General features: G+C 65.1%; 21 protein-coding genes. 12 read left to right on the plus strand and 9 right to left on the minus strand.

Going from position 1 to position 22,000, the window contains the following annotated elements; translation table 11 throughout:
- Positions 1-68: 68 nt before the first annotated feature.
- From QX010_RS26750 to QX010_RS26760, 3 genes are all read right to left on the minus strand, one after another.
- Positions 69-1,139: an alpha/beta hydrolase gene (locus QX010_RS26750; RefSeq protein WP_316182877.1), complete on the minus strand. Its 1,071-nt coding sequence runs from the start codon at positions 1,137-1,139 to the stop codon at positions 69-71.
- A 245-nt stretch (positions 1,140-1,384) separates the two neighbouring features.
- Complete coding sequence (locus QX010_RS26755) at positions 1,385-2,923, minus strand: acyl-CoA synthetase (RefSeq protein WP_316182857.1); 1,539 nt, start codon at positions 2,921-2,923, stop codon at positions 1,385-1,387.
- Between the two features lie 180 nt (positions 2,924-3,103).
- The gene (locus tag QX010_RS26760; protein ID WP_316182858.1) at positions 3,104-4,276 is read right to left on the minus strand and encodes an acetyl-CoA C-acetyltransferase; all 1,173 of its coding nucleotides are present in this window, start codon (positions 4,274-4,276) and stop codon (positions 3,104-3,106) included.
- A gap of 138 nt (positions 4,277-4,414) precedes the next feature.
- Here QX010_RS26760 and QX010_RS26765 point away from each other — a divergent pair, with 138 nt between their 5' ends.
- The 8 genes from QX010_RS26765 (at position 4,415) to QX010_RS26800 (ending at position 13,628) form a co-directional block, all read left to right on the plus strand.
- Positions 4,415-5,074 carry a TetR family transcriptional regulator gene (locus tag QX010_RS26765; RefSeq protein WP_316182859.1) on the plus strand — a complete coding sequence of 220 codons (660 nt, stop codon included), beginning with the start codon at positions 4,415-4,417 and terminating at the stop codon, positions 5,072-5,074.
- A 90-nt stretch (positions 5,075-5,164) separates the two neighbouring features.
- Positions 5,165-5,923 carry an SDR family NAD(P)-dependent oxidoreductase gene (locus tag QX010_RS26770; RefSeq protein WP_315805194.1) on the plus strand — a complete coding sequence of 253 codons (759 nt, stop codon included), beginning with the start codon at positions 5,165-5,167 and terminating at the stop codon, positions 5,921-5,923.
- A gap of 156 nt (positions 5,924-6,079) precedes the next feature.
- On the plus strand, positions 6,080-6,886 hold the full coding sequence (locus QX010_RS26775; protein WP_316182860.1) for an enoyl-CoA hydratase/isomerase family protein: 807 nt from the start codon (positions 6,080-6,082) through the stop codon (positions 6,884-6,886).
- A gap of 41 nt (positions 6,887-6,927) precedes the next feature.
- Entirely contained in the window at positions 6,928-8,796 is a 1,869-nt protein-coding gene (locus QX010_RS26780; protein WP_316182861.1) for an AMP-binding protein, read from the plus strand.
- A 135-nt stretch (positions 8,797-8,931) separates the two neighbouring features.
- Positions 8,932-10,059, plus strand: coding sequence for an acyl-CoA dehydrogenase family protein (locus QX010_RS26785; protein ID WP_316182862.1), 1,128 nt, complete (start codon positions 8,932-8,934; stop codon positions 10,057-10,059).
- 122 nt (positions 10,060-10,181) lie between these two features.
- Positions 10,182-11,426 carry an acyl-CoA dehydrogenase gene (locus QX010_RS26790; protein WP_316182863.1) on the plus strand — a complete coding sequence of 415 codons (1,245 nt, stop codon included), beginning with the start codon at positions 10,182-10,184 and terminating at the stop codon, positions 11,424-11,426.
- Positions 11,427-11,548: 122 nt separating this feature from the next.
- Positions 11,549-12,796 carry an acyl-CoA dehydrogenase gene (locus QX010_RS26795; protein WP_316182864.1) on the plus strand — a complete coding sequence of 416 codons (1,248 nt, stop codon included), beginning with the start codon at positions 11,549-11,551 and terminating at the stop codon, positions 12,794-12,796.
- A 184-nt stretch (positions 12,797-12,980) separates the two neighbouring features.
- Entirely contained in the window at positions 12,981-13,628 is a 648-nt protein-coding gene (locus QX010_RS26800; RefSeq protein WP_316182878.1) for a nitroreductase, read from the plus strand.
- A 634-nt stretch (positions 13,629-14,262) separates the two neighbouring features.
- Here the strand turns inward: QX010_RS26800 and QX010_RS26805 are convergent.
- The 4 genes from QX010_RS26805 to QX010_RS26820 form a co-directional block, all read right to left on the minus strand.
- The gene (locus tag QX010_RS26805; RefSeq protein ID WP_316182865.1) at positions 14,263-14,946 is read right to left on the minus strand and encodes an acyl-homoserine-lactone synthase; all 684 of its coding nucleotides are present in this window, start codon (positions 14,944-14,946) and stop codon (positions 14,263-14,265) included.
- Positions 14,947-15,028: 82 nt separating this feature from the next.
- A complete protein-coding gene (locus tag QX010_RS26810) occupies positions 15,029-15,763 on the minus strand; it encodes a LuxR family transcriptional regulator (RefSeq protein ID WP_316182866.1) in 735 nt (244 codons plus the stop codon).
- A gap of 157 nt (positions 15,764-15,920) precedes the next feature.
- The gene (locus tag QX010_RS26815; protein WP_316182867.1) at positions 15,921-16,715 is read right to left on the minus strand and encodes an enoyl-CoA hydratase/isomerase family protein; all 795 of its coding nucleotides are present in this window, start codon (positions 16,713-16,715) and stop codon (positions 15,921-15,923) included.
- Entirely contained in the window at positions 16,712-17,824 is a 1,113-nt protein-coding gene (locus QX010_RS26820) for an ion transporter (protein WP_316182868.1), read from the minus strand. Before QX010_RS26820 ends, QX010_RS26815 begins: the two co-directional genes overlap by 4 nt.
- 293 nt (positions 17,825-18,117) lie before the next feature.
- Here QX010_RS26820 and QX010_RS26825 point away from each other — a divergent pair, with 293 nt between their 5' ends.
- The 4 genes from QX010_RS26825 (at position 18,118) to QX010_RS26840 (ending at position 20,888) form a co-directional block, all read left to right on the plus strand.
- Positions 18,118-18,786, plus strand: coding sequence for a cyclic nucleotide-binding domain-containing protein (locus QX010_RS26825; RefSeq protein ID WP_315713745.1), 669 nt, complete (start codon positions 18,118-18,120; stop codon positions 18,784-18,786).
- Between the two features lie 20 nt (positions 18,787-18,806).
- On the plus strand, positions 18,807-19,688 hold the full coding sequence (locus tag QX010_RS26830) for a DUF6537 domain-containing protein (protein WP_316182869.1): 882 nt from the start codon (positions 18,807-18,809) through the stop codon (positions 19,686-19,688).
- A gap of 317 nt (positions 19,689-20,005) precedes the next feature.
- Positions 20,006-20,356: a DUF3307 domain-containing protein gene (locus QX010_RS26835; protein WP_315805268.1), complete on the plus strand. Its 351-nt coding sequence runs from the start codon at positions 20,006-20,008 to the stop codon at positions 20,354-20,356.
- 139 nt (positions 20,357-20,495) lie between these two features.
- Positions 20,496-20,888: a hypothetical protein gene (locus QX010_RS26840; RefSeq protein ID WP_315805267.1), complete on the plus strand. Its 393-nt coding sequence runs from the start codon at positions 20,496-20,498 to the stop codon at positions 20,886-20,888.
- 24 nt (positions 20,889-20,912) lie between these two features.
- Here the strand turns inward: QX010_RS26840 and QX010_RS26845 are convergent, their stop codons facing one another.
- The gene (locus QX010_RS26845; protein WP_315805183.1) at positions 20,913-21,233 is read right to left on the minus strand and encodes a YkgJ family cysteine cluster protein; all 321 of its coding nucleotides are present in this window, start codon (positions 21,231-21,233) and stop codon (positions 20,913-20,915) included.
- On the minus strand, positions 21,226-21,924 hold the full coding sequence (locus QX010_RS26850) for a YafY family protein (protein WP_315713748.1): 699 nt from the start codon (positions 21,922-21,924) through the stop codon (positions 21,226-21,228). The genes QX010_RS26845 and QX010_RS26850 overlap by 8 nt, the downstream gene beginning before the upstream one ends.
- Between the last annotated feature and the right edge of the window lie 76 nt (positions 21,925-22,000).

The following is a 22,000-nucleotide window of genomic DNA, read 5'->3' on the forward strand; positions in this document are numbered from 1 at the left end:
GATGCGGAAACGTCAACCCCGAATGTTCGTTCCTCGATTCGCCTGATAGTTCGAAACGGCGTCCGAAATCAGGCTGTCAGTCTGTTCAGGAACGTTAACAGGAGCTCATGGACTCGTTCATGTTGCTCCTGCTGCACCCAATGACCGGCACGATCGATCAGCTCGCACAGCATCATGTTGGTGCACACTCGGGATTGCATCGCTTCGAACACGCCGGGCCGTTGGTAGATGCCCCAGTCTTGCAGGCCGGAGATGAATGCAGACGGAACGTCGATGGTGCGATCCGACCACGTCTGCAATTCCGCTTCGAACAGGCCTGACGTGCCGCAGCGATACCATTGCAGCGCGCCCTGGAAGCCGGTCCGTTCATATTCGGCGGTATAGACCGCGAGCTCGCTGTCAGGCAGCCAGTGATTCGCGGCGATCGCCGCCGCGTCTGGCATCTCCTCGGCGGCGGTCTCGGCCATCGTCTTGCCGAGGTCCATCACGTAGTAGGTCGGCAGCTTGGCGAGCTCGTCCGCGCTCCATGTCGCCAGCGGATAGGGCTTGTTGCTCCACCAGTCGGCACTCTTGTGATGATAATAGGCGCGCAGGAAGTCATGCAGCCCCTGCGGGGCGCGATGCATGTCCGCATTGGCCTGCCGCGTCGCGTAGTACCATTGATAATGCTTGCGCGGCCGCGGCAGCGCCGCCAGTTCGCGATGCACCGGATCCGCTTGCGGCGCGAGGGGCTGGCTGGCGATGTCGAACGGCGCTGCGGGTGGCCCCGGGAACGGTGCGCTCATCATCACGACCGATCGAAAGACATCGGGGCGGATCACAGCGCACCACGACGCGACGGGGCTGCCGAAGTCGTGGCCGATGACGGAAGCAACATGGCGATGGCCGAAGGCATAGACCACGCCGAGCGCATCACGGACCAGATTGGTGAATCGAAACGGCGCGAGATCACCGTCATAGTCCGCGCTCCACCCCGTGGTGCGGCCATAGCCGCGCTGGTCCGGCGCCAGCACGTGGTAGCCGGCGGCCGCCAGCGCCGGCATCACCTTGCGCCAGCTATAGGCCAGCTCGGGAAAGCCGTGCAGCAGCAGTACACAGGGACGGCCGGGCGTCTCGAACCCGGCTTCCAGCACATGCATGCGCAGGCCGTTGATGCCGTCGACGAAGCGCGAGCGGATGGTGGGCGGAAGGGGGAGCGGGGGAAGAGGGAGCGGGGGAAGAGACTGAGACACGGCGTGTACTCTCCTCGCGTCGTCCCGGCGAACGCCGGGATCCATAACCACAGGACAATGTGGTGAGGCTGACTGGCGGCTCCAGCCTTCGCAAAACTCAAGACGGTGACTATGGGTCCCGGCTCAAGGCCGGGACGACACCGTTGGTGGGGCTAAGCCGCGCCTTTCTTCGGCCAATAGCGCTCGCGCAGATGCCGCTTGACCAGCTTGCCCGTCGGTGTGCGCGGCAGCTCCGGCTCGAAGTCGATCGAGCGCGGGCATTTGATCGGTGACAGATGCTGGCGGCAGAACAGCATCAATTGCTGCTCGAGCTCCTTGCCGGCGCGCGCCATGTCGTGGGGCTGCACCACCGCCTTGACCTCCTCTCCCATCTCCTCGTTCGGCACGCCGAACACGGCGACATCGGCGACGTCGGGATGCGTGATGAGGACGTCCTCGGTCTCCTGCGGGTAGATGTTCACGCCGCCGGAGATGATCATGTAGGACTTGCGGTCGGTCAGATAGAGAAAGCCGTCGGCATCGAGATAGCCGACGTCGCCGAGCGTCGACCAGCCCTTGTCGTTGTAGGCGCGCTTCGTCTTCTCCGGATCGTTGTGATAGGAGAACACCGGCGCGTCGGCGAAATACACCGTGCCGATCTCGCCGGTCGGCATCTCCTGATCGTCTTCGCCGAGGATCTTGATCTTGCCGACCACGGCACGCCCGACGCTGCCGCGATGCTCCAGCCACTGCTTCGAGGTGCAGACGGTGACGCCGTTGCCTTCCGAACCGGCGTAGTACTCGATGAGGATCGGGCCCCACCACTCGATCATCCTGGCCTTGACGTCGACCGGGCAGGGGGCCGCAGCATGGATGGCGCCCTTGAGCGTGGAGACGTCATAGCTCTTGCGGACGTCCTCCGGCAGCTTCAGCATGCGCACGAACATGGTCGGCACCAGCTGGGACTGCGTGACCTTGTATTTCTCGACCAGTTTCAGGAACTTCTCGGCGTCGAAATGCTCCATGATGATGGAGGTGCCGCCGAGCACCGAGACCATCATGTTGAAGCGCAGGGGAGCTGCATGATAGAGCGGCGCCGGCGACAGGTAGATGCTCTCGGCATTCATGCCGCACATGTCGGCGCAGAGCACGCGCAGGAACTGGTTGGGCTGATCGATCGGATTGCCTTCGAAATCCTTCTTGATGCCCTTGGGACGCCCGGTCGTGCCCGACGAATACAGCATGTCGTAACCGGCGACCTGGTCGGGGATCGGCGTCTTGGGCTGGGCGCCGGCCTCCTTGTCCCAGGAGCGGAAGCCCGGCTCGGGTTCGTCGACCATGAAGAACAGCGGACCATCCTTCTCCGTCGCGAGATCGCGCACCTGCTCGGCGCATTTCGGCGAGGTGATGAAGACCTTGGCGCCGCAATCCCTGATGATGTAGGCGATCTCGTCCTTGGTGAGATAGCGGCTGATCGCGGTGTAGTAGAGGCCGGAGCGCTGCGCGGCCCAGGCGATCTCCATGAAGGCGAGCCGGTTCTCCATCAGGAAGGCGACGTGATCGCCGGCCTTCAGGCCGAGCGCGCGGAACAACTGCGCGCCCTGGTTGGAGAGCTCGTCGAGCTCGCGATAGGTGATGGCCTTGCCGGTGCCGGCCATCTGGTAGGCGATCTTGTCGGGATGGCTCTTGGCGTGAATGGAGGGGTGGGTCATGAGGGCACACCGCTGATCAGGAAAAAGGTGTCATCCCCGCGAACGCGGGGACCCATAGCCACAGGAGCCTGTGGTGAGAGCGAGCTGTGGCTCCAGCTCGCCCAAAACTCAATTCGGTGGTTATGGGTCCCCGCGTTCGCGTGCGACTAGGCGAGGGCGACACCGTTGGTGCGGAAGGAGCTAGAGTCTCTCGACGATCGTCACGTTGGCCATGCCGCCGCCTTCGCACATGGTCTGCAAACCATAGCGCTTGTTGCGCTGCTTCAGTGCATGCAGCAGCGTGGTCATCAGCTTGGTGCCGGAGCCGCCGAGCGGATGGCCGAGCGCGATCGCACCGCCATTGACGTTGAGGCGGCTCGGATCCGCGCCGGTGGTCTTCAGCCAAGCGGTCGGCACGGACGCGAACGCCTCATTGACTTCATAGAGATCAATCTCGTCGATCGACATGCCGGCCTTCTGCAGCGCGCGCTGCGTCGCCGGGAGCGGCGCCTCCAGCATGATCACGGGGTCGCCGCCCATCATGGTCATGTGATGGACGCGGGCCAGCGGCTTGACGCCGAGCGACTTCAGGCCGCGCTCGTTGACGACCATCACGCCCGAGGCGCCGTCGCAGATCTGGCTCGCGGTCGCCGCGCTGAGCTTGCCGTTCTCGGCGATCAGCTTGACGCCCTTGATGCCGTCGAGGGTGACATCGAAGCGGATGCCTTCGTCGATGTGATGGGTGTCGGTCGAGCCGTCGGCCCTGACGATCTCGAGCGGGATGATCTCGTCCTTGAAGTGGCCTGCCTGCGTGGCGGCAATCGCGCGCTGATGGCTGTTATAGGCGTATTCGTCGAGCTCATCCTTGGAGAGACCGTACTTCTCCGCCATCATTTCCGCGCCGGTGAACTGGCTGAACTGGATGTTCGGATAGCGGCTCTCGATGCCGGGGCTCTTGTAGTGTCCGAAGCCGTTCTTCGCCGGAAGCGTGGAGGAGAGACCCATCGGCACCCGGGTCATCGACTCCACGCCGGCGGCGATCACGACATCCATCGCGCCCGACATCACGGCCTGCGCGGCGAAATGCAGCGCCTGCTGCGACGAGCCGCACTGCCGGTCGATCGAAGTGCCAGGCACGCTCTCCGGCAGCTTCGAGGCCATCACCGCATTGCGCGCGATGTTGTTCGACTGCTCGCCGGTCTGCATCACGCAGCCCATGATCACGTCCTCGACCTGGTCCGGCGCGGCGCCGGAGCGCTCGACCAGCGCGTCCAGCACCTTCGCAGCGAGGTCGGCCGGATGCCAGCCGGCCAGGCGGCCTCCCTTGCGGCCGCCGGCCGTGCGTGCAGCCGCGACGATGTAGGCTTCCGCCATGACGTGTCCTCCCTAGACTTGGTGTTCGTGATTGGCTGCGATTTAAATGCGCGATTGAGCCTTAGTCAATCGATCAATTAACTCTTGAGATCAACTCCGGCTTCGGCTTATCTGCCTCGATCAAGCGCGAGACATGTCTTGGGACCCCAGCTTCAGAACAGCGTGCCGGAGAAACTTCCCGCGGGGCGGAATGCGACAGCAGAGAAGCTGCTGGACGCCGCCAGCGAGCTGATGATCGCGAGGTCCTCGATCGAGATCTCGCTCAGCGACATCGCGCAGAAGTCCGGGGCAAACGCTGCGCTGGTCAAATACCATTTCGGCAACAAGGACGGCCTGCTGCTGGCGCTGCTCGCCCGTGACGCCGCGACCGAGGTCGCAAATCTCGAATATCTGCTGGCGCAGCCGCTGCCGCCGACGGCCAAGCTGAAGCTGCACATCAGCGGCATCATCCGCGCCTATCACCGGTTTCCCTACATGAACCGGCTGATCCACTATCTGCTGCACGAGAGCAGCGCCGAAGCGGCCGACGAGGTGTCGAAGTTCTTCGTGGCCCCGCTGCTCGATTTCCATCGCAGGCTGATCGAGGAGGGCGTCGCCGAGGGCGACTTCCGCGCCGTCGACCCGGTGCTGTTCTACACCAGCCTGATCGGCGCCTGCGATCATTTGTTCTTCGGCCGCCACGCCATGTCGCGCGCGATCGGCGTCGGCCCCGTCACCGATGACGTCTGCCGCCAGTACATCGCCCATATGGAGGCGCTGATCTGCGGCGGCATATTGAAACGCGCGAATGGCGAATAGGGAGTAGCGAATCGGGGGATGCCCTACCTTCCCTGTTCGCTACTCCCTACTCGCCATTCGCCAACAACAAACAAACGGAGGAAACGCACCATGCAACTCAACAACGTTGCCGTTCTGATCACCGGCGGTGGCTCGGGCCTCGGCGCCGCCACGGCGCGCGCCATGGCCGCCAAGGGCGCGAAGATCGCCGTGCTCGACCAGAGCAAGGAGAACGCGGAGAAGGTGGCGGCCGAGCTCAACGGCGTCGCCATTCATGCCGACGTCACCGACGAGGAGCAGGTCAAGGCCGGCATCGCCAAGGCCGAAGCCGCCCACGGCATCGCGCGCGTGCTGGTCAACTGCGCCGGCATCGGCGGCTCGCAGCGCATCGTTGGCAAGGACGGCGTCTATCCGCTCGCCAAGTTCGCGCGCATCATCAACGTCAACCTGATCGGCACCTTCAACGTGCTGCGCCTGTTCGCCGAGCGCCTCGTCACCGCCGAGCCGATCGGCGAGGAGCGCGGCGTCGCCATCAACACTGCGAGCGTCGCGGCCTATGAAGGCCAGATCGGCCAGATCGCCTATTCGGCGTCGAAGGGTGGTGTCGTCGGCCTGACCCTGCCTGCCGCGCGCGATCTCGCCAGCCAGAAGATCCGCGTCAACACCATCGCGCCCGGCCTGTTCCTGACACCGCTGCTGATGGGGCTGAACGAAGAAGCGCGCAAGAGCCTGGGCGCCCAGGTGCCGCATCCGGCCCGGCTCGGCGACGCCTCCGAGTACGGCAACCTCGCCGTCCACATCGTCGAGAACCCGATGCTGAACGGCGAGACCATCCGCCTCGACGGCGCCATCCGCATGGCCCCGCGCTAGGCGGCATTCTCCGCTGTCGTCCCGGCCTTGAGCCGGGACCCATACTCCGCGGCGTCTGTGAGAGGCACTCTGGCAGACGCCGCGCTCTAACCAATCAGGCCGGTGGCTATGGATCCCGGCGTTCGCCGGGATGACACTGAGGCTGGAGCGCGCGCCATGTCCCAACCGCTGCTGATCGAACACGACAATGGTGTTGACCGGGTGACGCTCAATCGTCCGGAGAGCCTGAACGCGCTCGATCCGGCGTTGATCGATGCGCTCAACAGTTATTTCGAAGGCCTGCAGCGCAATCGCACCACGCGCGTGGTCGTGCTCAAGGGGGCCGGCAAGAATTTCTGCGCAGGGCTCGATCTCAAGGCTGCGATGCAGCGGCGCGGCGGTGTCAACGAGCCGCCGAGCGTGACCGAATCCCTAGACTCGCAGCGGCGCATCGCCGACATCGTGATGCTGATGCGGCGCTGCCCGCAGCCGATCATTGCGCTGGTGCAGGGCGCGGCGGCCGGCGGCGGCTTCGCGCTGGCGCTCGCGGCCGACATCCGCATCGCCGCGCGCTCGGCGCGGATGAACTGTGCCTTCATCAAGCTCGGCCTGGGGGGCTGCGACATCGGCACCAGCTACTTCCTGCCGCGCCTCGTCGGCGTCTCCGTCGCATCGGAGCTGATCCTCACCGGCCGCTTCATCGGCGCCGAGCGCGCGCTCATGGTCGGCCTGGTGTCGGAGATCGTCGAGGACGATATGCTCGAGAACGCGGCCGCGCCGTTCGTCGACGCGATGATGACGGCCTCGCCGGTCGGACTTCGACTGTCGAAGGAATGCCTCAACATGAGCGTCGATGCGTCGTCGATCGAGGCCGTCATCGCGATGGAAGATCGCAACCAGGTGCTGTGCAGCCGCTCGGAGGATTTCAAGGAAGGCATTACAGCCTTCCTCGAGAAGCGAAAGCCGGTCTATACCAACCGCTAGATATCAAGATCCGCAAAGGACGATATTTCGGGAGACGCAAAATGGACGGGACGGCAGCGAAGGTGTTGGAGAAGCCGGCATTCCGCAAGGTCAACTGGCTGGCGCGCGACATCGATATCGAGCGGCGCGGTGACGGCGTCATCGTCATCAAGTCGCGCATTCCGCTGCAGGCCTATGAGCCGCATCTGGCGGCGCCGCTCGCCCGCTGGGCCAAGGAGGCGCCGACGCGGACCTGGCTCGCGCAACGCAGCGGGGCCGAGCGGCAATGGCGCAAGCTGTCCTATGCCGAGGCCAAGCGCACCGTCGATGGGCTGACGCAGGGCCTGCTCAATTTGAGGCTGGACGGCCGTCCCGTCGCGATCCTCTCCGGCAATTCGATCGAGCATGCGCTGATGACGTTCGCGGCCATGCAGGCACGGTCGCCGGCGGCGCCAGTGTCTCCGGCCTACTCGTTGATGAGTCACGATCACCTCAAGCTGAAATACCTGTTCGGACTGGTGAAGCCGGGCGTGGTCATGGTGCAGGACGGCCCGACCTTCGAGAAGGCGCTGAAGGCGCTCGATCTCGACGGCGTCACCGTCGTTCATGTCGCGCGTCCGTGCGAGGGCGTTGCGAGCATCAGCTTCGCTGATCTCGCCGCGACGCCGGTCACCGGCGCGGTCGACGCGTCGATTGCGCAGATCACACCGGACACGGTCGGCAAGCTGCTGTTCACCTCCGGCTCGACCGGCATGCCCAAGGCGGTCATCAACACCCAGCGCATGATGTGCGCCAATGCGGCGATGATGATGCAGACGCGGCCGCGTGGACCGGAGGCGCCGATCTCCACGGTGCTCGACTGGATGCCGTGGAATCACACCATGGGCGGCAATGCGCTGTTCAATCCGCTGTTGATCGAGGGCGGCACGCTCTACATCGACGACGGACGGCCGATGCCCGGCATGTTCGACGAAACCATCCGGAACCTGCGCGAGGTGTCGCCGACCTATTACGCCAATGTGCCCGCCGGCTATGCGGCGCTGGCGGCGGCGATGGAGAAGGACGACGCGCTGTGCCGCTCGTTCTTCAAGGATCTGGGCATCATGGCCTATGGCGGCGCGCGGCTGCCGGACGATCTCTATGAGCGCATGCAGGCGCTGGCGGTGAAGACCACCGGCGAGCGCATCGTGTTCTACACCGGCTGGGGCTCGACCGAGACCGCGCCAACCTCGACCGGCACCTATTGGAACACCGAGCGCGTCGGCCTGATCGGCCTGCCGTTCCCCGGCGTCGAGCTGAAGATGGTGCCTGTCGGCGACAAATACGAGCTGCGCCTGCGCGGCATCAACGTGATGCCCGGCTATTTCGGTCAGCCCGAGCTGACGAAGAAGGCGTTCGACGAGGAGGGCTTCTACTGCATCGGCGACGCCGGCGTATTCGTCGATCCCAATGATCCGGCGCAAGGCATCATCTTCGCCGGCCGCGTCGTCGAGGATTTCAAGCTCACGACCGGCACCTTCGTCCATGTCGGCTCGCTGCGCACCGATGCGATCGCAGCCGCAACGCCGGCGATCCACGATGCACTGGTGACCGGGCAGGACCGCGAATATGTTGGTCTGCTGGCGTGGCCGAACCTGCACGCCTGCCGCCAGTTGGTCGGCGATCCCAATGCGACGTTCGAGGATGTGGTGAAGCATCCCGGGGTCATCGACTGCGTCCGCCGCGGCCTTCAGGCGCACAACAAGGACTGCGAAGGCGCGAGCAGCCGGCGCATCGGCCGCGCGATGCTGATGGTCGAGCCGCCGTCGATCGACGGGCACGAGCTGACCGACAAGGGCTACATCAACCAGCGCGCCGGCCTCGAGCGCCGCGCCGCGCTGGTCGAGCGGCTTTATGCGGCTACGCCCGACAGCGACGTGATCGTGCTGTGATGCGGAATTTTAGAACCGTCATTCCGGGGCACTCGCGAAGCGAGTGAACCCGGAATCCAGAGATGAATCAGATCGAGATTCCGGGTTCGATGCTGCGCATCGCCCCGGAATGACGATCAAGAAGCAGGTGAGGCCATGAACTTCGATTTCTCCGACGACCAGAAACAGCTACGCGACCAGGCGCGGAAATTCCTCGCCGAGAAGTGCCCGCCCAAGGCGGTGCGCGTGGTGCTCGACGGCAAGGAGCCGTATGACCGCGCGTTGTGGAAAGGCTTTGCCGAGATGGGCTTCCTCGGCGTCGCCATTCCGGAGGAGTATGGCGGTGCGGGCGCCGGCCATCTTGAGCTTTGCGTGATCGCCGAGGAGGTCGGCCGCGCGCTGGCGCCGGTGCCGTTCTCATCGACCGTGTATCTTGCCGCGGAGGCGCTGATGCTGGCCGGCAGCGATGCGCAGAAGCAGGCCTGGCTGCCGAAGATCGCGAGCGGCGAGACGATCGGCGCCTTGGCGCTGTTCGAGGGCACCGGCAATCCGTCGCCGAAGGCGATCAAGCTCGAGGCTGCCAACGGCGTGCTCAACGGCACCAAGAAGCCCGTCGCCGACGGCGCCATCGCCGATCTCGTCATCGTTGCCGCGCGTACCGGCTCGACCGGCCGCGACAGCGACATCTCGCTGTTCCTGGTCGACACCAAGGCGGGCGGCGTCGAAGCCAAGGCGCTGACCAATCTCGATCCGACGCGCGGCCAGGCCGAGCTCACCTTCAAGAACTGCAAGGCGGAGCCGCTCGGCGCCGCCGGCGAGGGCTGGAGCATCATCACCCAGGTGCTCGACCGCGCCGCGGTGCTGACGGCGTTCGAGCAGGTCGGCGGCTCCGACCGCGCGCTGGAGATGGGCCGCGACTACGCGCTCGATCGCATCGCCTTCGGCCGTCCGATCGGCTCGTTCCAGGCGGTCAAGCACATGCTGGCCGACATGTATGTGTCTGCGACCCTGGCGCGCTCGAATTCCTACTACGGCGCGTGGGCGCTCTCGACCAACGCCCCGGAGCTGCCTGAAGCCGCGGCCTCGGCGCGCATCAGCGCGACGCAGGCGTTCCAGCACTGCGCCAAGAACAACATCCAGGTCCATGGCGGCATGGGCTTCACCTGGGAGTTCGACTGCCACATGTACTACCGCCGCGCCAACGCGCTCGCGCTCGGTCTCGGCAGCCTGTCCTATTGGGAGGACCAGCTGATCGACCGCATGCGCAAGCGCAATGCGGCGTGACGCACGATGGGAATCCGTAGGGTGGGCAAAGCGAAGCGTGCCCACCGTCGGTGGCGCGGGTTTGAATCGGTGGGCACGGCGCGTTGCGCCTTTGCTCACCCTACGAGATGAGAGGCTTGCCGATGAACTTCGATGACACTCCGCATGAGGCCGCGTTTCGCAGCCAGGCGCGGGCCTGGATCGCCGCCAACGCGCCGAAGCAGTATGAAGACGAGCTGCGCGCGACCTCGCTCGGCCGCGTCGCGCTGAAGAACGCCAACATTCTCGAGGTTGCCAAGGCGTGGCAGAAGAAGAAGGCGGATGCCGGCTGGGCCTGCCTGCATTGGCCGAAGGACTACGGCGGCCGCGGCGCCTCGCCGATCGAGCGCGTGATCTGGCAGCAGGAGGAGGGGCCCTACGGCAAGCTCTCCGGCCTGTTCATCATCGGCCACGGCATGTGCGGGCCGACCATGATGGCCTACGCGTCGGAGGAGCATAAGCGGCAGTATCTGCCGCCGCTCGCCTCCGGCGAAAAGGTCTGGTGCCAGCTGTTCTCCGAGCCGGCCGGCGGCTCCGACGTCGCCGGCCTGCGTACCCGCGCCGAAAAGCGCGGCGACGATTGGGTGATCAACGGCCAGAAGATCTGGACCTCGGGGGCGCATTATTCCGACTACGGCATCCTGCTGACGCGCACCGATCCGACCGTGCCGAAGCACAAGGGCCTGACGATGTTCTTCCTGGACATGAAGAGCCCTGGTGTCGAGGTCCGGCCGATCAAGCAGGCGAGCGGGCACTCGGATTTCAACGAGGTCTATTTCACCGACGTCGTGATTCCGGACTCGCAGCGGCTCGGCGCCGTCGATGACGGCTGGAACGTCGCGCTCACCACCTTGATGAACGAGCGCATGTCGATCGGCGCCGGCGTCGCCACCGGCTTCCCGGAGCTGTTCGACTTCTGCTCCAACCTGATGCTGGACGATCGTCCCGCGATCGAGGACCGCAACGTGCGCTCCAAGCTCGCGAGCTGGGCGGTGAAGGCGAGCGGGCTGAAATACACCAGCATGCGCGCCATCTCGGCGCTGTCGAAGGGCGAGCGGCCGGGACCTGAGAACTCGATCGGTAAGCTGGTCGCCGGACCGATGATCCAGGACGTCGCAGCCTACGCGCTCGACCTGCAGGGTGCGGCCGGCGTGCTCAGCGGTCCCGAGGCCGAGCTTGCGGGCAAATTCCAGGCGATGCTGCTGCGCGCGCCCGGCACCCGTGTCGAAGGCGGCACCGACGAGATCATGCGCAACATCATCGCCGAGCGCGTGCTCGGCCTGCCCGGCGACATCCGTGTCGACAAGGACGTGCCGTTCAACCAGGTGCCGACCAAGGGACGTGCCTAGCAAGCGGAGTCGTAGGGCGGGTTAGCGCAGCGTAACCCGCCCTTGGCTCGTGCAATGCTGATCAAAGCGGCGGGTTACGCCTTCGGCCAACCCGCCCTCCGCATACGAAGCGAGGTTAGATCATGAACTTCGACGACACCCCTGAAGAAGCCGCCTTTCGCGACACCGCGCGCGCCTGGATCGCGGCCAACGCGCCGAAGGAGCTGGAGGGCGAACTCGCGAGTTCCTCGCTCGGGCGCATCAGGCTCAAGCACGCCGATATCGTCGAGGTCGGCAAGGCCTGGCAGAAGAAGAAGTCCGATGCCGGCTGGGCCTGCCTGCACTGGCCGAAAGCGTATGGCGGCCGCGGCGCGACGCCGATCGAGCGCGTGATCTGGCAGCAGGAGGAGGGCGTCTATGGCAAGCTGACGCAGCCGTTCCAGATCGGCGAGGGCATGTGCGGCCCGACCGTGATGGCCTATGGCAGCGAGGAGCATAAGCGGCGCTATCTGCCCAAGCTCGCCTCGGGCGAGGAGATCTGGTGCCAGCTGTTCTCCGAGCCGGCGGGCGGCTCCGACGTCGCCGGCCTGCGCACCCGCGCCGAGAAGCGTGGCGATGACTGGGTCATCAACGGGCAGAAGATATGGACCTCGGGCGCGCACTACTCGGATTACGGCCTGCTGATCACGCGCACCGATCCCAACGTGCCCAAGCACAAGGGCCTGACGATGTTCTTCCTGGACATGAAGAGCCCGGGCGTCGAGGTCCGTCCGATCAAGCAGGCCAATGGAATGCAGGAGTTCAACGAGGTCTATTTCACCGACGTGGTGATCCCCGACAGCCAGCGGCTCGGCGCGGTCGGCGACGGCTGGAACGTGTCGCTCACCACCTTGATGAACGAGCGCATGTCGATCGGCGCGCGGCTCGCCACGGGCTTCCCGGAGATGTTCGAGTTCTGCGCCAACCTGATGACCGAGAATGGTTTGGCGATCGATGACCGCGCCACGCGTTCGAAGCTCGCCTCCTGGGCGGTCAAGGCGAGCGGATTGAAGTACACGAGCTATCGCGCCATCTCGGCGCTGTCCAAGGGCGAGCGGCCGGGACCTGAGAATTCCATCGGCAAGCTGGTCGCCGGCGTCATGCTGCAGGATATCGCGACCTACGCGATGGATCTCGAAGGCGGCGCCGGCGTGCTGACCGGCGCGGACGAGGCGGTGACGCAGGGCCAGTTTCAGCAGATGCTGCTGACCTCGCCCTCGATGCGCATCGCCGGCGGCACCGACGAGATCCTGCGCAACATCATCGCCGAGCGCGTGCTCGGCCTGCCCGGTGACATCCGGGTCGACAAGGACGTGCCGTTCAACAAGGTGCCGACCAAGGGACGTAGCTAACCCTCATGCTGAGGAGCTGCGCAGCAGCGTCTTGAAGGATGAGGCCGATATCCGGGCCTCATGGTTCGAGACGGCGCTGCGCGCCTCATCATGAAGGGACGTTTCTCCGTTGTAGTGAGAACCATAAATGAAAGCTGACGCCGCAGCCGCACAGGCCACTCCCATCACCGTTCTCGAAGAGCTGATGGCCGCGCGCTTCTCCTGTCGCAGGTTCCTGCCCGAGCCCGTGCCGCGCGCCACCATCGAGCGCATCCTGGAGGCGGCGCAGAAAACCGCGTCGTGGTGCAACAGCCAGCCGTGGCGTGTCGATATCACCTCCGGTGTGGCGACCGAGGCGTTCCGGAAGGTGATGTATGCGGCGGCCTCCAGCGGCAAGGCGGCGTCAGGCGACTTTCCTTTCCCGCGCGAATACACCGGTGTCTATCTCGAACGGCGGCGCGAGAGCGGTTTCCAGCTCTACAACGCGCTCGACATCCCGCGCGGCGACAAGGCGGGCTATGCCCGGCAGGCGCTGGAGAACTACAATTTCTTCGGCGCGCCGCATGTGGCGATCATCCACAGCGACGAGGCGCTCGGCACCTATGGCGCGATCGATTGCGGCGGCTACGTCACGAGCTTCATGCTGGCGGCGCAGGCGCTCGGCATCGCCACCGTGCCGCAGGCGGCGCTCGCGTTTCATTCCGACGTGGTGCGGCAGCACTTCGGGCTCGGCGGCGACCGCAAGGTGGTCTGCGGCATCTCGTTCGGGCATCCCGATCTCGGTGACAAGGCCAACTCCTACCGCACCCGCCGCGCCACGGTCGCGGAGACCGTCCGCTTTCACGACAAATAACGTCCCGTCCGTGGGTCGCGCGCGCGTATTGTTTGCCGGTGGAGTTCCGTTATCCGGGACTCCGGAGGGGGCGAGACGACCCGCGAGTCCATTTTTGTAAACCGAGTTTGCTGAACAAGGAGCAGCTCGGGCGGCGGCGCCATGATTTTGCCGAGGTGTCGTCCGAGTTCGGCAAGCGCGTTTCGGCAACGATGCGCGCGCTCTCCTGTCCGACCTTCACATCGAAAGCCGCCCTGAAATCAACAGTTTGTGTCTGTGATGCGCCAACCGAGACGCGTTGCTACGGGGACCAGACGTGTTGCGAGAGTCGGTGCAGGAGCGCTAATGGCTGCTGTTTGTCGAATTGGGCGCGCACTTTTCCTTCAGCTCGTGGGCTTCAAGCAATGATATTGACAAAATTCTCTCTAACATTTTGAGTTGCATCGCCCGAGCGTCAACGATGCAAAATTGCAGACGCTCGATGATCTTCTCGATTGAAGGTTCAGTCACGGCTCGAAACCTGAAGTGTCAGCGATGGATTCCATGAACACGCCGTCCAACCTTTATGCCCTCGAGGTGGATGAGGCGACGCTCCTTGGTCACCGCCTCTTGAAGGCCTTCCATAAGCTCAGGCTGAAGCGGCACCGGGAACAGCTCATTGCGCTGGCTGAGCGGCTGGTGGAAGATGAAGAAAGATATCCGGCAGGGCCTGGCGGCTGACGTCTTCGAGCCCTTGCCACGTCAGCGTCGGCCGCGTCAGGCCGATCTGCTCGCAGAGTGACTTCCATGTCGTTTCATCGCAGTCGACGAGCACGGCCATCACCGACATCCCGTCCATCATGTGAGGTACGCCGAGCGGCCGCGCCTTCCAGCCGCACTTCTCGAACCGCGGCAGCCACCAGGTTTCGAGCACGATCGAAAAGCCGGTCAGCCCGATCGAGATGCCGTATTCCATGATTGCAGTGAGCAGCAGCATGTCGACCCGCGGGCCGGCGTGCTCGCCGCGGCGCTCCGGGATCACGAAGATGCGCGACAGCTCGTAGACGTCGGGGCGCTGGATCGGGCCGCGCAGATTCAGATACGGGAAGATGTCGCTCATCAGCGTCGGCAGCAGCGTCGGCACCGCGCGCATCGAGCCGATCAACTGGCCCTTGTCGATGCAGAACAGATAGACCGAATCCTCGGTGTCGAACTGATCGATCTCGCGCCCGTCCGGACGATCGAGCGCCATCCACTTGCGCTGCTTGACGTAGATCTCGTGGCGCAGACGGTAATACGAATCGAAATATTTCTCGTACAGAGCGCGATTATCTTTTCGAACGACATGAATCTCAGGCATCGAAACCCCCGGTCGTCTGAATCAAATTGGGGTTTGCAGATTGCCGATGCGCTCGAATTGATCCAGTGGGAGAAACGCCAGATCAGATCGAGATCTCGCCGTTGACAAGAGCGGTCGCAACCGTCGCCGTCTTGTTCTTGGTTGCTAGCTTGCGCTGCGCTTCTTCCAGATGCCACCGGACGTTGCGTTCGGAGACGCCGAGGATGCGCGCCGTCTCCCACGCGGTCTTGCCGCGCGCCGCCCAGCCCAGCACCTCGGCCTCGATCCGCGACAGGCGTCGGCCCTGGTTGCTCGCGGCCGAGCGCGCCAGCGCGCGCAGCCGGCTGTGGGTGAAGATGCTGATCAGGTGCAGCGCGCCCCGCGCGTCCGGAGCGAGATTCGGATTTTCGCCTGCAAGGCTGACGGCGCCCACGGCATCGTCGTAGTGGATGGGGACGCAGAAGCCTTCGTTCAATCGGAAGTCCTTCGCGCGCATCATCACCTCATGCGCGCCGGGCTCGTCCTCGCGGTCATAGGGAGCCTCAGACCACGCGAATGGATTCAATGTCGAGATGCAGTGTCGCGGAATCGGATCGCAGCGGTGAAACTGCTCGCGCGCATACATGTCGAACCATTCCCGCGGCCAGCCGTTGGCGAGAATGGTTTGCTGCAGCGATTGGCCCGAGGTCGGCACGCCGGCCATGATGTAGGCGTGAAAGCCCAGGTCGCTGATCATCTTCTCGAACTGGGAGAGCACGCTCGCGCTGGTCTTCGACGCTTCGATCGCATCGACGTACTCCAGAGCTCGTCGTCCCCAATACGCGTCCATCACTTGCATGTGAAAGTCTCCGCCCGTGGTTCAAGCTAGCCACGGACAAAAGGCTGTCAACCGCAAATTGGAGATTTAGGTCGATAGTTCGTTGAGCGTGTGTCGGAGCACCGGCTGGATACAGACATTTGCATGCAAAATTTATGAGTTCGGAGCGCGGCTGCGCTCAGAATTTCGGGGTTCTTTTCTCTGCAAACGATTTCATGCCTTCCTGGATTTCGGCGCCGCGCATGCTGTCCTGATGCCTGCGGCGCGCCGTCGCATCGTCGAGGGCTCCGCGCGCGAAATCGTTGATGGCGCGCTTCATGCCGCGCATGGCCAGGGGGGCGTTGCCGGCCAGGACCGTCGCCAGCCGGTCGACCTCCGCATCGAGCGCATCGGCCGTCACCATGCCGGTGAGATAGCCGATGCGCAGCATCTCGGCCGCGCCGATCTTCTCCGCCGTCAGGAACAGACGCTTCGCATTATCGACGCCGAGGCGGGACACGTAGCGCTTGATGCCGTTGGGGTAATAGTGCAGCCCGAGCCGCGCCGCCGGCATGAACATCTCGCTGGTATCGACTCCGATCCGGAAATCGCAGGCCAGCGCCAGATCGGTCGAGCCGCCATAGACCCCGCCGTTGAGCCGGCAGATCGTCGGCAAAGCGAGGTCCTCAAGCCGGTCGACGACCTCCTCGAATGCCGGGCTGGAAGCCTCGGCCTTATCCGCCGGCGTTGCGCCGATGGCGCCAAGGTCGAAGCCGGCGCTGAACGCCCGCCCGGTGCCGGTCAAGACCAGCACGCGCAAGGCGGCGTTGGCCTCGACCCGGTCGAACAGCGCCAGCAGCTCGGCGAGGTCCTCCGGCTGGAGCCGGTTGAGATGGCGCGGACGATTGAGCCGAATGGTGGCGCGGGCGCCGTCGATGGTGAGCAGCGGCATGCTCGGCGCGTCATCGGCCTGGGTGGTCCGTCCGGTCGTCATGTCCTGTTCTCCATGGTTCGGCGCCTCGCCTCGGCAGCGATGCTCTGCGCCAGATCGGGGTGGCGTGCCATCAGCACGCGGAAATCGACGAGGTCGAGGACCAGCAGCTTCGACAGCCCTGTCGTGCTGATGTCGGCCGAGCGCAGGTTGTTCCCGAGCAAGGCCATCTCGCCGAAGAACGCGCCCTCGCCGAGCCGGACCTTCTTGCCGGGAAGGTCGACCTCGACCTCGCCGGAGGCGATGAAATACATGCAGTCGCCCGGCTCGCCCTTGCGGATCACGGTGGCGCGGGGCGGCAGGTCGATGGTGCGCAGCATTTGCGTGACGTCGGCGATCGTCGAGGGCCCGAGGCTGGCGAAGAACGGTACCTTGCTGACTGATTCCCAGGTCTTGAGAAAGTTGTCGCGCCGGGTTTCCGCGGCGAAGCCGGTCGCCAGGATGCCGGTCCATAGGCCGAACACGCCGAGGCCGGAGATCATCACCGTGGCGGCGACCACCCGCCCGAGCGGCGTGACCGGCACCACGTCGCCATAGCCCGTGGTGGTGAGGGTCACGACCGCCCACCACAGCGCGGACGGGATGCTGCCGAAGGTGGCCGGCTGCTCGTCATGTTCGAGCGCGTATTCGGCGACCGATCCGACAAACAGCACCACCAGGAACAGCACCAGCACCGACAGCAGCGGACGCGCTTCCAACACCAGCACCCGGCGGAGCCGGCGCAGGCCAGGCACGCCGGGGATCACCTTGAGCACCCAGATGACCGCCAGCAGCCACGCCGTGCGTGCCTCCATGCCCGAGACCAGCGCGGTCGGCACGGCGAGAGCGGAGATCGTGTCCAGCAGTCCCCGGCCCGACATGAGGTAGGCGGCGACGCGATGCGCCCGGGCCGCCTGCTGAACCCGAACCGCCCATTCGACGACGAAAAAGACAAGGCATCCGCACAGCAGGGCGATGATCCAGCGCCGTCCGGCCTCGTAGGCCGGGTCCATCGTCAACAGCACCATGGCGCTCATGCCGAGCGCCACGGCCGCAAAGGCCGCCTTGGTCATGTTGCGTCCGGCCAGCGCGGTGACGAATGCCGCCAGGGCAGGGTGCTGCGGTTTGGTCATTGCTGGCGGGCGTCGGTCGCTGATCTCAGAGCCGCAGGAGATCGCGGCGGCGGCAAGGTGCCCCGATCGGGGGAATCCCGTCAACGATGCGGGCCGGTCGGTTGCGCGGGTGCCTCCGGCAGGTCCAAACCGTCCTACTTCGAGCGGGAATTTTTGAGTGTCGGCTCAAATACCGGTTCAAACGTCGTCTGTTCGCCGTATATCAGAGGTCGGCATGGACACGCTAAATTAGGCAAAAGGAGGCCGGAACCGAGCGTCCGCCCTCCTGCGTCCCAAGAGTCTGGTTGATCCCAATGGATACCTCACACCTGGTCGAACATGCGGGCGCCGCCGGCAGCCTCTTCGCCTCGATCTTCGTGGTCGCCACGCTGTCGATGCGGACCATGATTCCGCTGCGGGTTTTCGCCATCCTCACCAACATCGTCCTGATCGCGACCGCGGTGCCGATGCACAACTATCCGGTCCTGATCCTGCACGGGGTGCTGCTGCCGCTCAACAGTTACCGGCTCCACCAGATGCTGCAACTGGTCCGCGACGTGAAGCAGTCGGTCAACAGCGACCTCTCCATGGAATGGCTGAAGCCGTTCATGACCGAGCGCAAATGCGGTCCCGGCGAGGTGCTGTTCTACAAGGACGAGAAGGCCGACAGCATGTACTACATCGTCAGCGGCCGCTTCCGCCTGGTCGAATCCGGCATCGAGCTGCCGGTGGGCGCGATCGTCGGCGAGTTCGGCATGATTTCCCCGTCCAATACGCGCACGCAGACCTTGGAATGCGTCGAGGGCGGGCTGATCCTGTCGGTGTCCTACGACCAGGTCGAGCAGCTCTACGTCCAGAACCCCGCCTTCGCCTTCTACTTCCTGCGCCTCGCCAGCGCCCGGCTGTTCCAGAACATCGAAACGCTCGAGCGGCGGCTGGCGCAACAGACCACCGCGCCGGCGCCCGTCGCCAAGCCGGCGTGATCCGGGGAGCCTGAAGCCCAGTGGAAAGCGTCCGGTCCTCGCTGCGATATCTGTTCGCCGACGTCATCGGCGACGACGATGGCGAGCCGCCTTTTCTGCCTCAGGGCCTGCCTGACGCCGCCGTGCCGACGGTGAGCGACGGCATCCATCTGCTGATGGAGTATCAGGGCGCGAGCTATGCGCAGCTCTACGTCGATCGCATCAAGCGATTCGTGCGCAGATCGAACGTCGATGCCGGCATGCTGTCTCAGATCGCGCAGCTGCTGGCCGCCCGCATGGCCTACGAGGATCCGATCCGGATCGCCCAGCTCAGATTGATCAGCCTCGACATGGGGCAGCGCCCGGGGGGACGCGAGAGCGATGACGTGCGGCGGTTTCGCCTCGACGAACTGATCGGTGTGCTGCCGCAGGCCGTGGCGGAATCGTTGCTGGCAGCCTTCGAGCAGGTCGGCTGGCTGGGCCGGCGCCGGGTCAAGGTCCGCTTCTCGGTTCGATCGCCGCTCGCCATTCGCCGTCTCAAGCTGATGGCCGGCCTGCGGCGCTGGCGGCTGCAGTCGGTGCGCTATGGCGAGGAGCGCGCCTGGGCCGAACGGTGGCTGCACATGATCGCGCGTGCGCTGGACAAGCAGCCTGCGGCGGCGTCCGCCGTGATCGGCACGGCGACCATGATCCAGGGGCAGGGCGACGGCTACCGGCAGGGTCTCGCCGATTGGCATGCCATCATCGATGGCCTGGCCAAGCCCACCTTCGATGGCGTGCTGCCGATCTCGGATCTCGCCTCCGCCATCGCCGAGGCGCGCGCCGTTGCGCTGGCAGAGCCGGGACAGGGCGCGCTGAAGCGGGCCATCGCGCAGATCCGGGCGAGGGCGCTGTCAGCACCGAAGACCGACGCCGCTGAATGAAACGCCGCGACTGCGGCCGGTTCGCAGATGCACGGTGGCGGGTAACCTTACCCCCCGCGGAATTGCCGGGAAGGGTAGCAGGGCGCGATTTGAGGTTCCCTTTCGCGTGCAATTCGCTACCGGAGATGTCATAAGCGTCGCATACGCGTCGAATTGGCCGGGTATTCTCATCAGATTGCGCTGAACGCCTCCAGTTCCCCGTGCGTCCAAGGGTTGGTTCCCAGGGTTGGTTCCAAGGGTTAGTCGTAGCGAGAGCGTCAGCTTTGTCTTTTCCTTCTTTGTCGTCGCAGGTTCCGGTTGGTGCGCTGGTCGGCTGGATGCTGCTGCTGACCTTCAAGCACATCATTGGCGACTTCGTTCTGCAGAACGCCTGGATGGCCTATGGCAAGGACCAACGGAAGGGCTGGGCGCTGCCGCTGTTGGTGCACTGCCTGATCCATCTCGCCGTCGCCATGGTTCTGATCCTGATCGTCGCGCCGAGATTCTGGTTCGTCGCCGTGATCGACTTCGCCATTCACATCACCATCGATCGCATCAAGGGCATCTGCTCGTCGCGGTTCGGCATGAACACCGAGCACCGATGGTTCTGGACCCTGATCGGCGTCGATCAGGCGCTGCATCACCTCACCGGATTCGGGCTCTCGATCTTCATGGCCGCGAACGGCTGAGTCCGGTCGCGGTGCGTCGCGGCGAAGCTGCGCCGACGGCGGCAGCCCCGTGTCAAGCCGGGGGTGGGACGACCGTTCGGTTTGGTTAACCGGACGTTAGCGATTCGCGCCGCATCGTCGCGCCATGGCAATCAAACAGATGCTTCAAAGTCGCGATGCGTTCGACAGCGATTCGTGCCCGGTCGGCGACGAGCTTCTCGGCGAGCTCTACCGTGCCGACGCCAACGGGCTGCCCGCGCTGGTCGAGAGCGTCTCCGCCGATGTGAGGGCCATGCTGGCGCTGTTCTGTTACAGGCGCACGCATCTTCACCCGCTGGCGCTTGCGATTGCATCCACCTGCAGCGAGCAGGACCTGTCGCAGTTCGGCGGCCGGGTCGGATCGGCGCTGTATGCGCAGTCCCGCGGCGGTCGGGCGGGTCCGGCCAGCGCGACCTCGAGCCGCAAGCCGATCTCGCTGTCGACCAAGCCGCTCTCGGTGATGAAGCCGTTCGAGGACGATCTCGACGACAGCCCCGAGCCGGTCACGGCCTGACTCCCCGTCTTCCTAGCCTTTGGCTCAGGCGAGCACCGGCAGCCCGAACTTGCGCCGGGCCATCGCGCATTCGGCGTCACCCGGCATGCAGATGCGGCACACCTCAGGGCGGATCGCGTAGATCCGGCACGCGACGGCGCGCGCGATCTCGCCATCGAGCGCGCAGCAGCGGTCGCCGTCGCAGCGCATGCCCGACAGCCGTTCGTTGACCAGCTCGGCCGGGATCAGGTCGAGGGCTTCATCCTCCTCGATCGTGAAGCGCGGCCAGTTCGACGAATAGGCGCAGCACGCGCCGCAGCTCTGACAGGGGCTGCTGTCAGTCTCGCCAGACACCGGTTCAGACATCCTTGGGAACCTCCCACACCAGGCTGCGCCGCCATTTGGCGCGCAGCGCCTCGCGCCTTTCAGGATATTTGTCGTCGAGATAATCCGCCTCGACGACACGGTCGGTCCTGAAGCTGCGGAAGTCGCGACGCAGCTCGCACCAGGCGGCGAGGATGCGCACCGCGTCATGATAGCCGATCGCGATCGGCCAGATCACGCGCTCGCTGTCGCGGCCCTGCTCGTCGCGATAGCGTAAGCGGATCTTGCGTCCCTCGTGGATCTGCGAGCGCGTGCGTGACATGTCGATGCGGTCCGGCTCGCGCATCCACGGCCGCGGCGCGCGGCTCGCCGGCTCCAGCACGAATGGCCTTAAGCGCTCCGGCACGGTGTCGGCGATCTTGGCCATCAGGTCTTCCGCCGCGCGCGCCAGCACCGGGTCGGCGTTGACCGCGACCCATTGCGCGCCAAGCACCGCCGCCTCGATCTCGTCCGGCGTCAGCATCAAGGGCGGCAGATCGAAACCCTTCTCCAGGATATAGCCCATGCCGGCCTCGCCGCGGATCGGCACGCGCTGCCCGATCAGGGTGGCGATGTCGCGATAGATCGTGCGCTTCGAGGTCTCGAGCTCGGCCGCGATCGCATCCGCCGTCAATGGGCGGCGCGTGCGTCTCAGCACCTGGATGATCTGGAACAGCCGGTCGGCGCGTCTCATGGTGTGTCCTGCGAGCGGCGAGCACCCCCGCCGATGCTGACAGGATGCTGGCAGCAGCCTGTCCTTATACCGGGCC

Source organism: Bradyrhizobium sp. SZCCHNRI1009 (assembly GCF_032487575.1).
Classification (GTDB): Bacteria; Pseudomonadota; Alphaproteobacteria; order Rhizobiales; family Xanthobacteraceae; genus Bradyrhizobium.

What these genes read in the sequence shown, in the direction of transcription:
- QX010_RS26820 (WP_316182868.1), bottom strand. Translation starts at nt 17,824, where the DNA reads ATGACCAAACCGCAGCACCCTGCCCTGGCGGCATTCGTCACCGCGCTG.
- QX010_RS26825 (WP_315713745.1), top strand. Translation starts at nt 18,118, where the DNA reads ATGGATACCTCACACCTGGTCGAACATGCGGGCGCCGCCGGCAGCCTC.
- QX010_RS26805 (WP_316182865.1), bottom strand. Translation starts at nt 14,946, where the DNA reads ATGCCTGAGATTCATGTCGTTCGAAAAGATAATCGCGCTCTGTACGAG.
- QX010_RS26845 (WP_315805183.1), bottom strand. Translation starts at nt 21,233, where the DNA reads ATGTCTGAACCGGTGTCTGGCGAGACTGACAGCAGCCCCTGTCAGAGC.
- QX010_RS26835 (WP_315805268.1), top strand. Translation starts at nt 20,006, where the DNA reads ATGCTGCTGCTGACCTTCAAGCACATCATTGGCGACTTCGTTCTGCAG.
- QX010_RS26850 (WP_315713748.1), bottom strand. Translation starts at nt 21,924, where the DNA reads ATGAGACGCGCCGACCGGCTGTTCCAGATCATCCAGGTGCTGAGACGC.
- QX010_RS26750 (WP_316182877.1), bottom strand. Translation starts at nt 1,139, where the DNA reads ATGCATGTGCTGGAAGCCGGGTTCGAGACGCCCGGCCGTCCCTGTGTA.
- QX010_RS26840 (WP_315805267.1), top strand. Translation starts at nt 20,496, where the DNA reads ATGCTTCAAAGTCGCGATGCGTTCGACAGCGATTCGTGCCCGGTCGGC.
- QX010_RS26780 (WP_316182861.1), top strand. Translation starts at nt 6,928, where the DNA reads ATGGACGGGACGGCAGCGAAGGTGTTGGAGAAGCCGGCATTCCGCAAG.
- QX010_RS26795 (WP_316182864.1), top strand. Translation starts at nt 11,549, where the DNA reads ATGAACTTCGACGACACCCCTGAAGAAGCCGCCTTTCGCGACACCGCG.
- QX010_RS26755 (WP_316182857.1), bottom strand. Translation starts at nt 2,923, where the DNA reads ATGACCCACCCCTCCATTCACGCCAAGAGCCATCCCGACAAGATCGCC.
- QX010_RS26810 (WP_316182866.1), bottom strand. Translation starts at nt 15,763, where the DNA reads ATGCAAGTGATGGACGCGTATTGGGGACGACGAGCTCTGGAGTACGTC.
- QX010_RS26785 (WP_316182862.1), top strand. Translation starts at nt 8,932, where the DNA reads ATGAACTTCGATTTCTCCGACGACCAGAAACAGCTACGCGACCAGGCG.
- QX010_RS26775 (WP_316182860.1), top strand. Translation starts at nt 6,080, where the DNA reads ATGTCCCAACCGCTGCTGATCGAACACGACAATGGTGTTGACCGGGTG.
- QX010_RS26815 (WP_316182867.1), bottom strand. Translation starts at nt 16,715, where the DNA reads ATGACGACCGGACGGACCACCCAGGCCGATGACGCGCCGAGCATGCCG.
- QX010_RS26800 (WP_316182878.1), top strand. Translation starts at nt 12,981, where the DNA reads ATGGCCGCGCGCTTCTCCTGTCGCAGGTTCCTGCCCGAGCCCGTGCCG.
- QX010_RS26760 (WP_316182858.1), bottom strand. Translation starts at nt 4,276, where the DNA reads ATGGCGGAAGCCTACATCGTCGCGGCTGCACGCACGGCCGGCGGCCGC.
- QX010_RS26770 (WP_315805194.1), top strand. Translation starts at nt 5,165, where the DNA reads ATGCAACTCAACAACGTTGCCGTTCTGATCACCGGCGGTGGCTCGGGC.
- QX010_RS26790 (WP_316182863.1), top strand. Translation starts at nt 10,182, where the DNA reads ATGAACTTCGATGACACTCCGCATGAGGCCGCGTTTCGCAGCCAGGCG.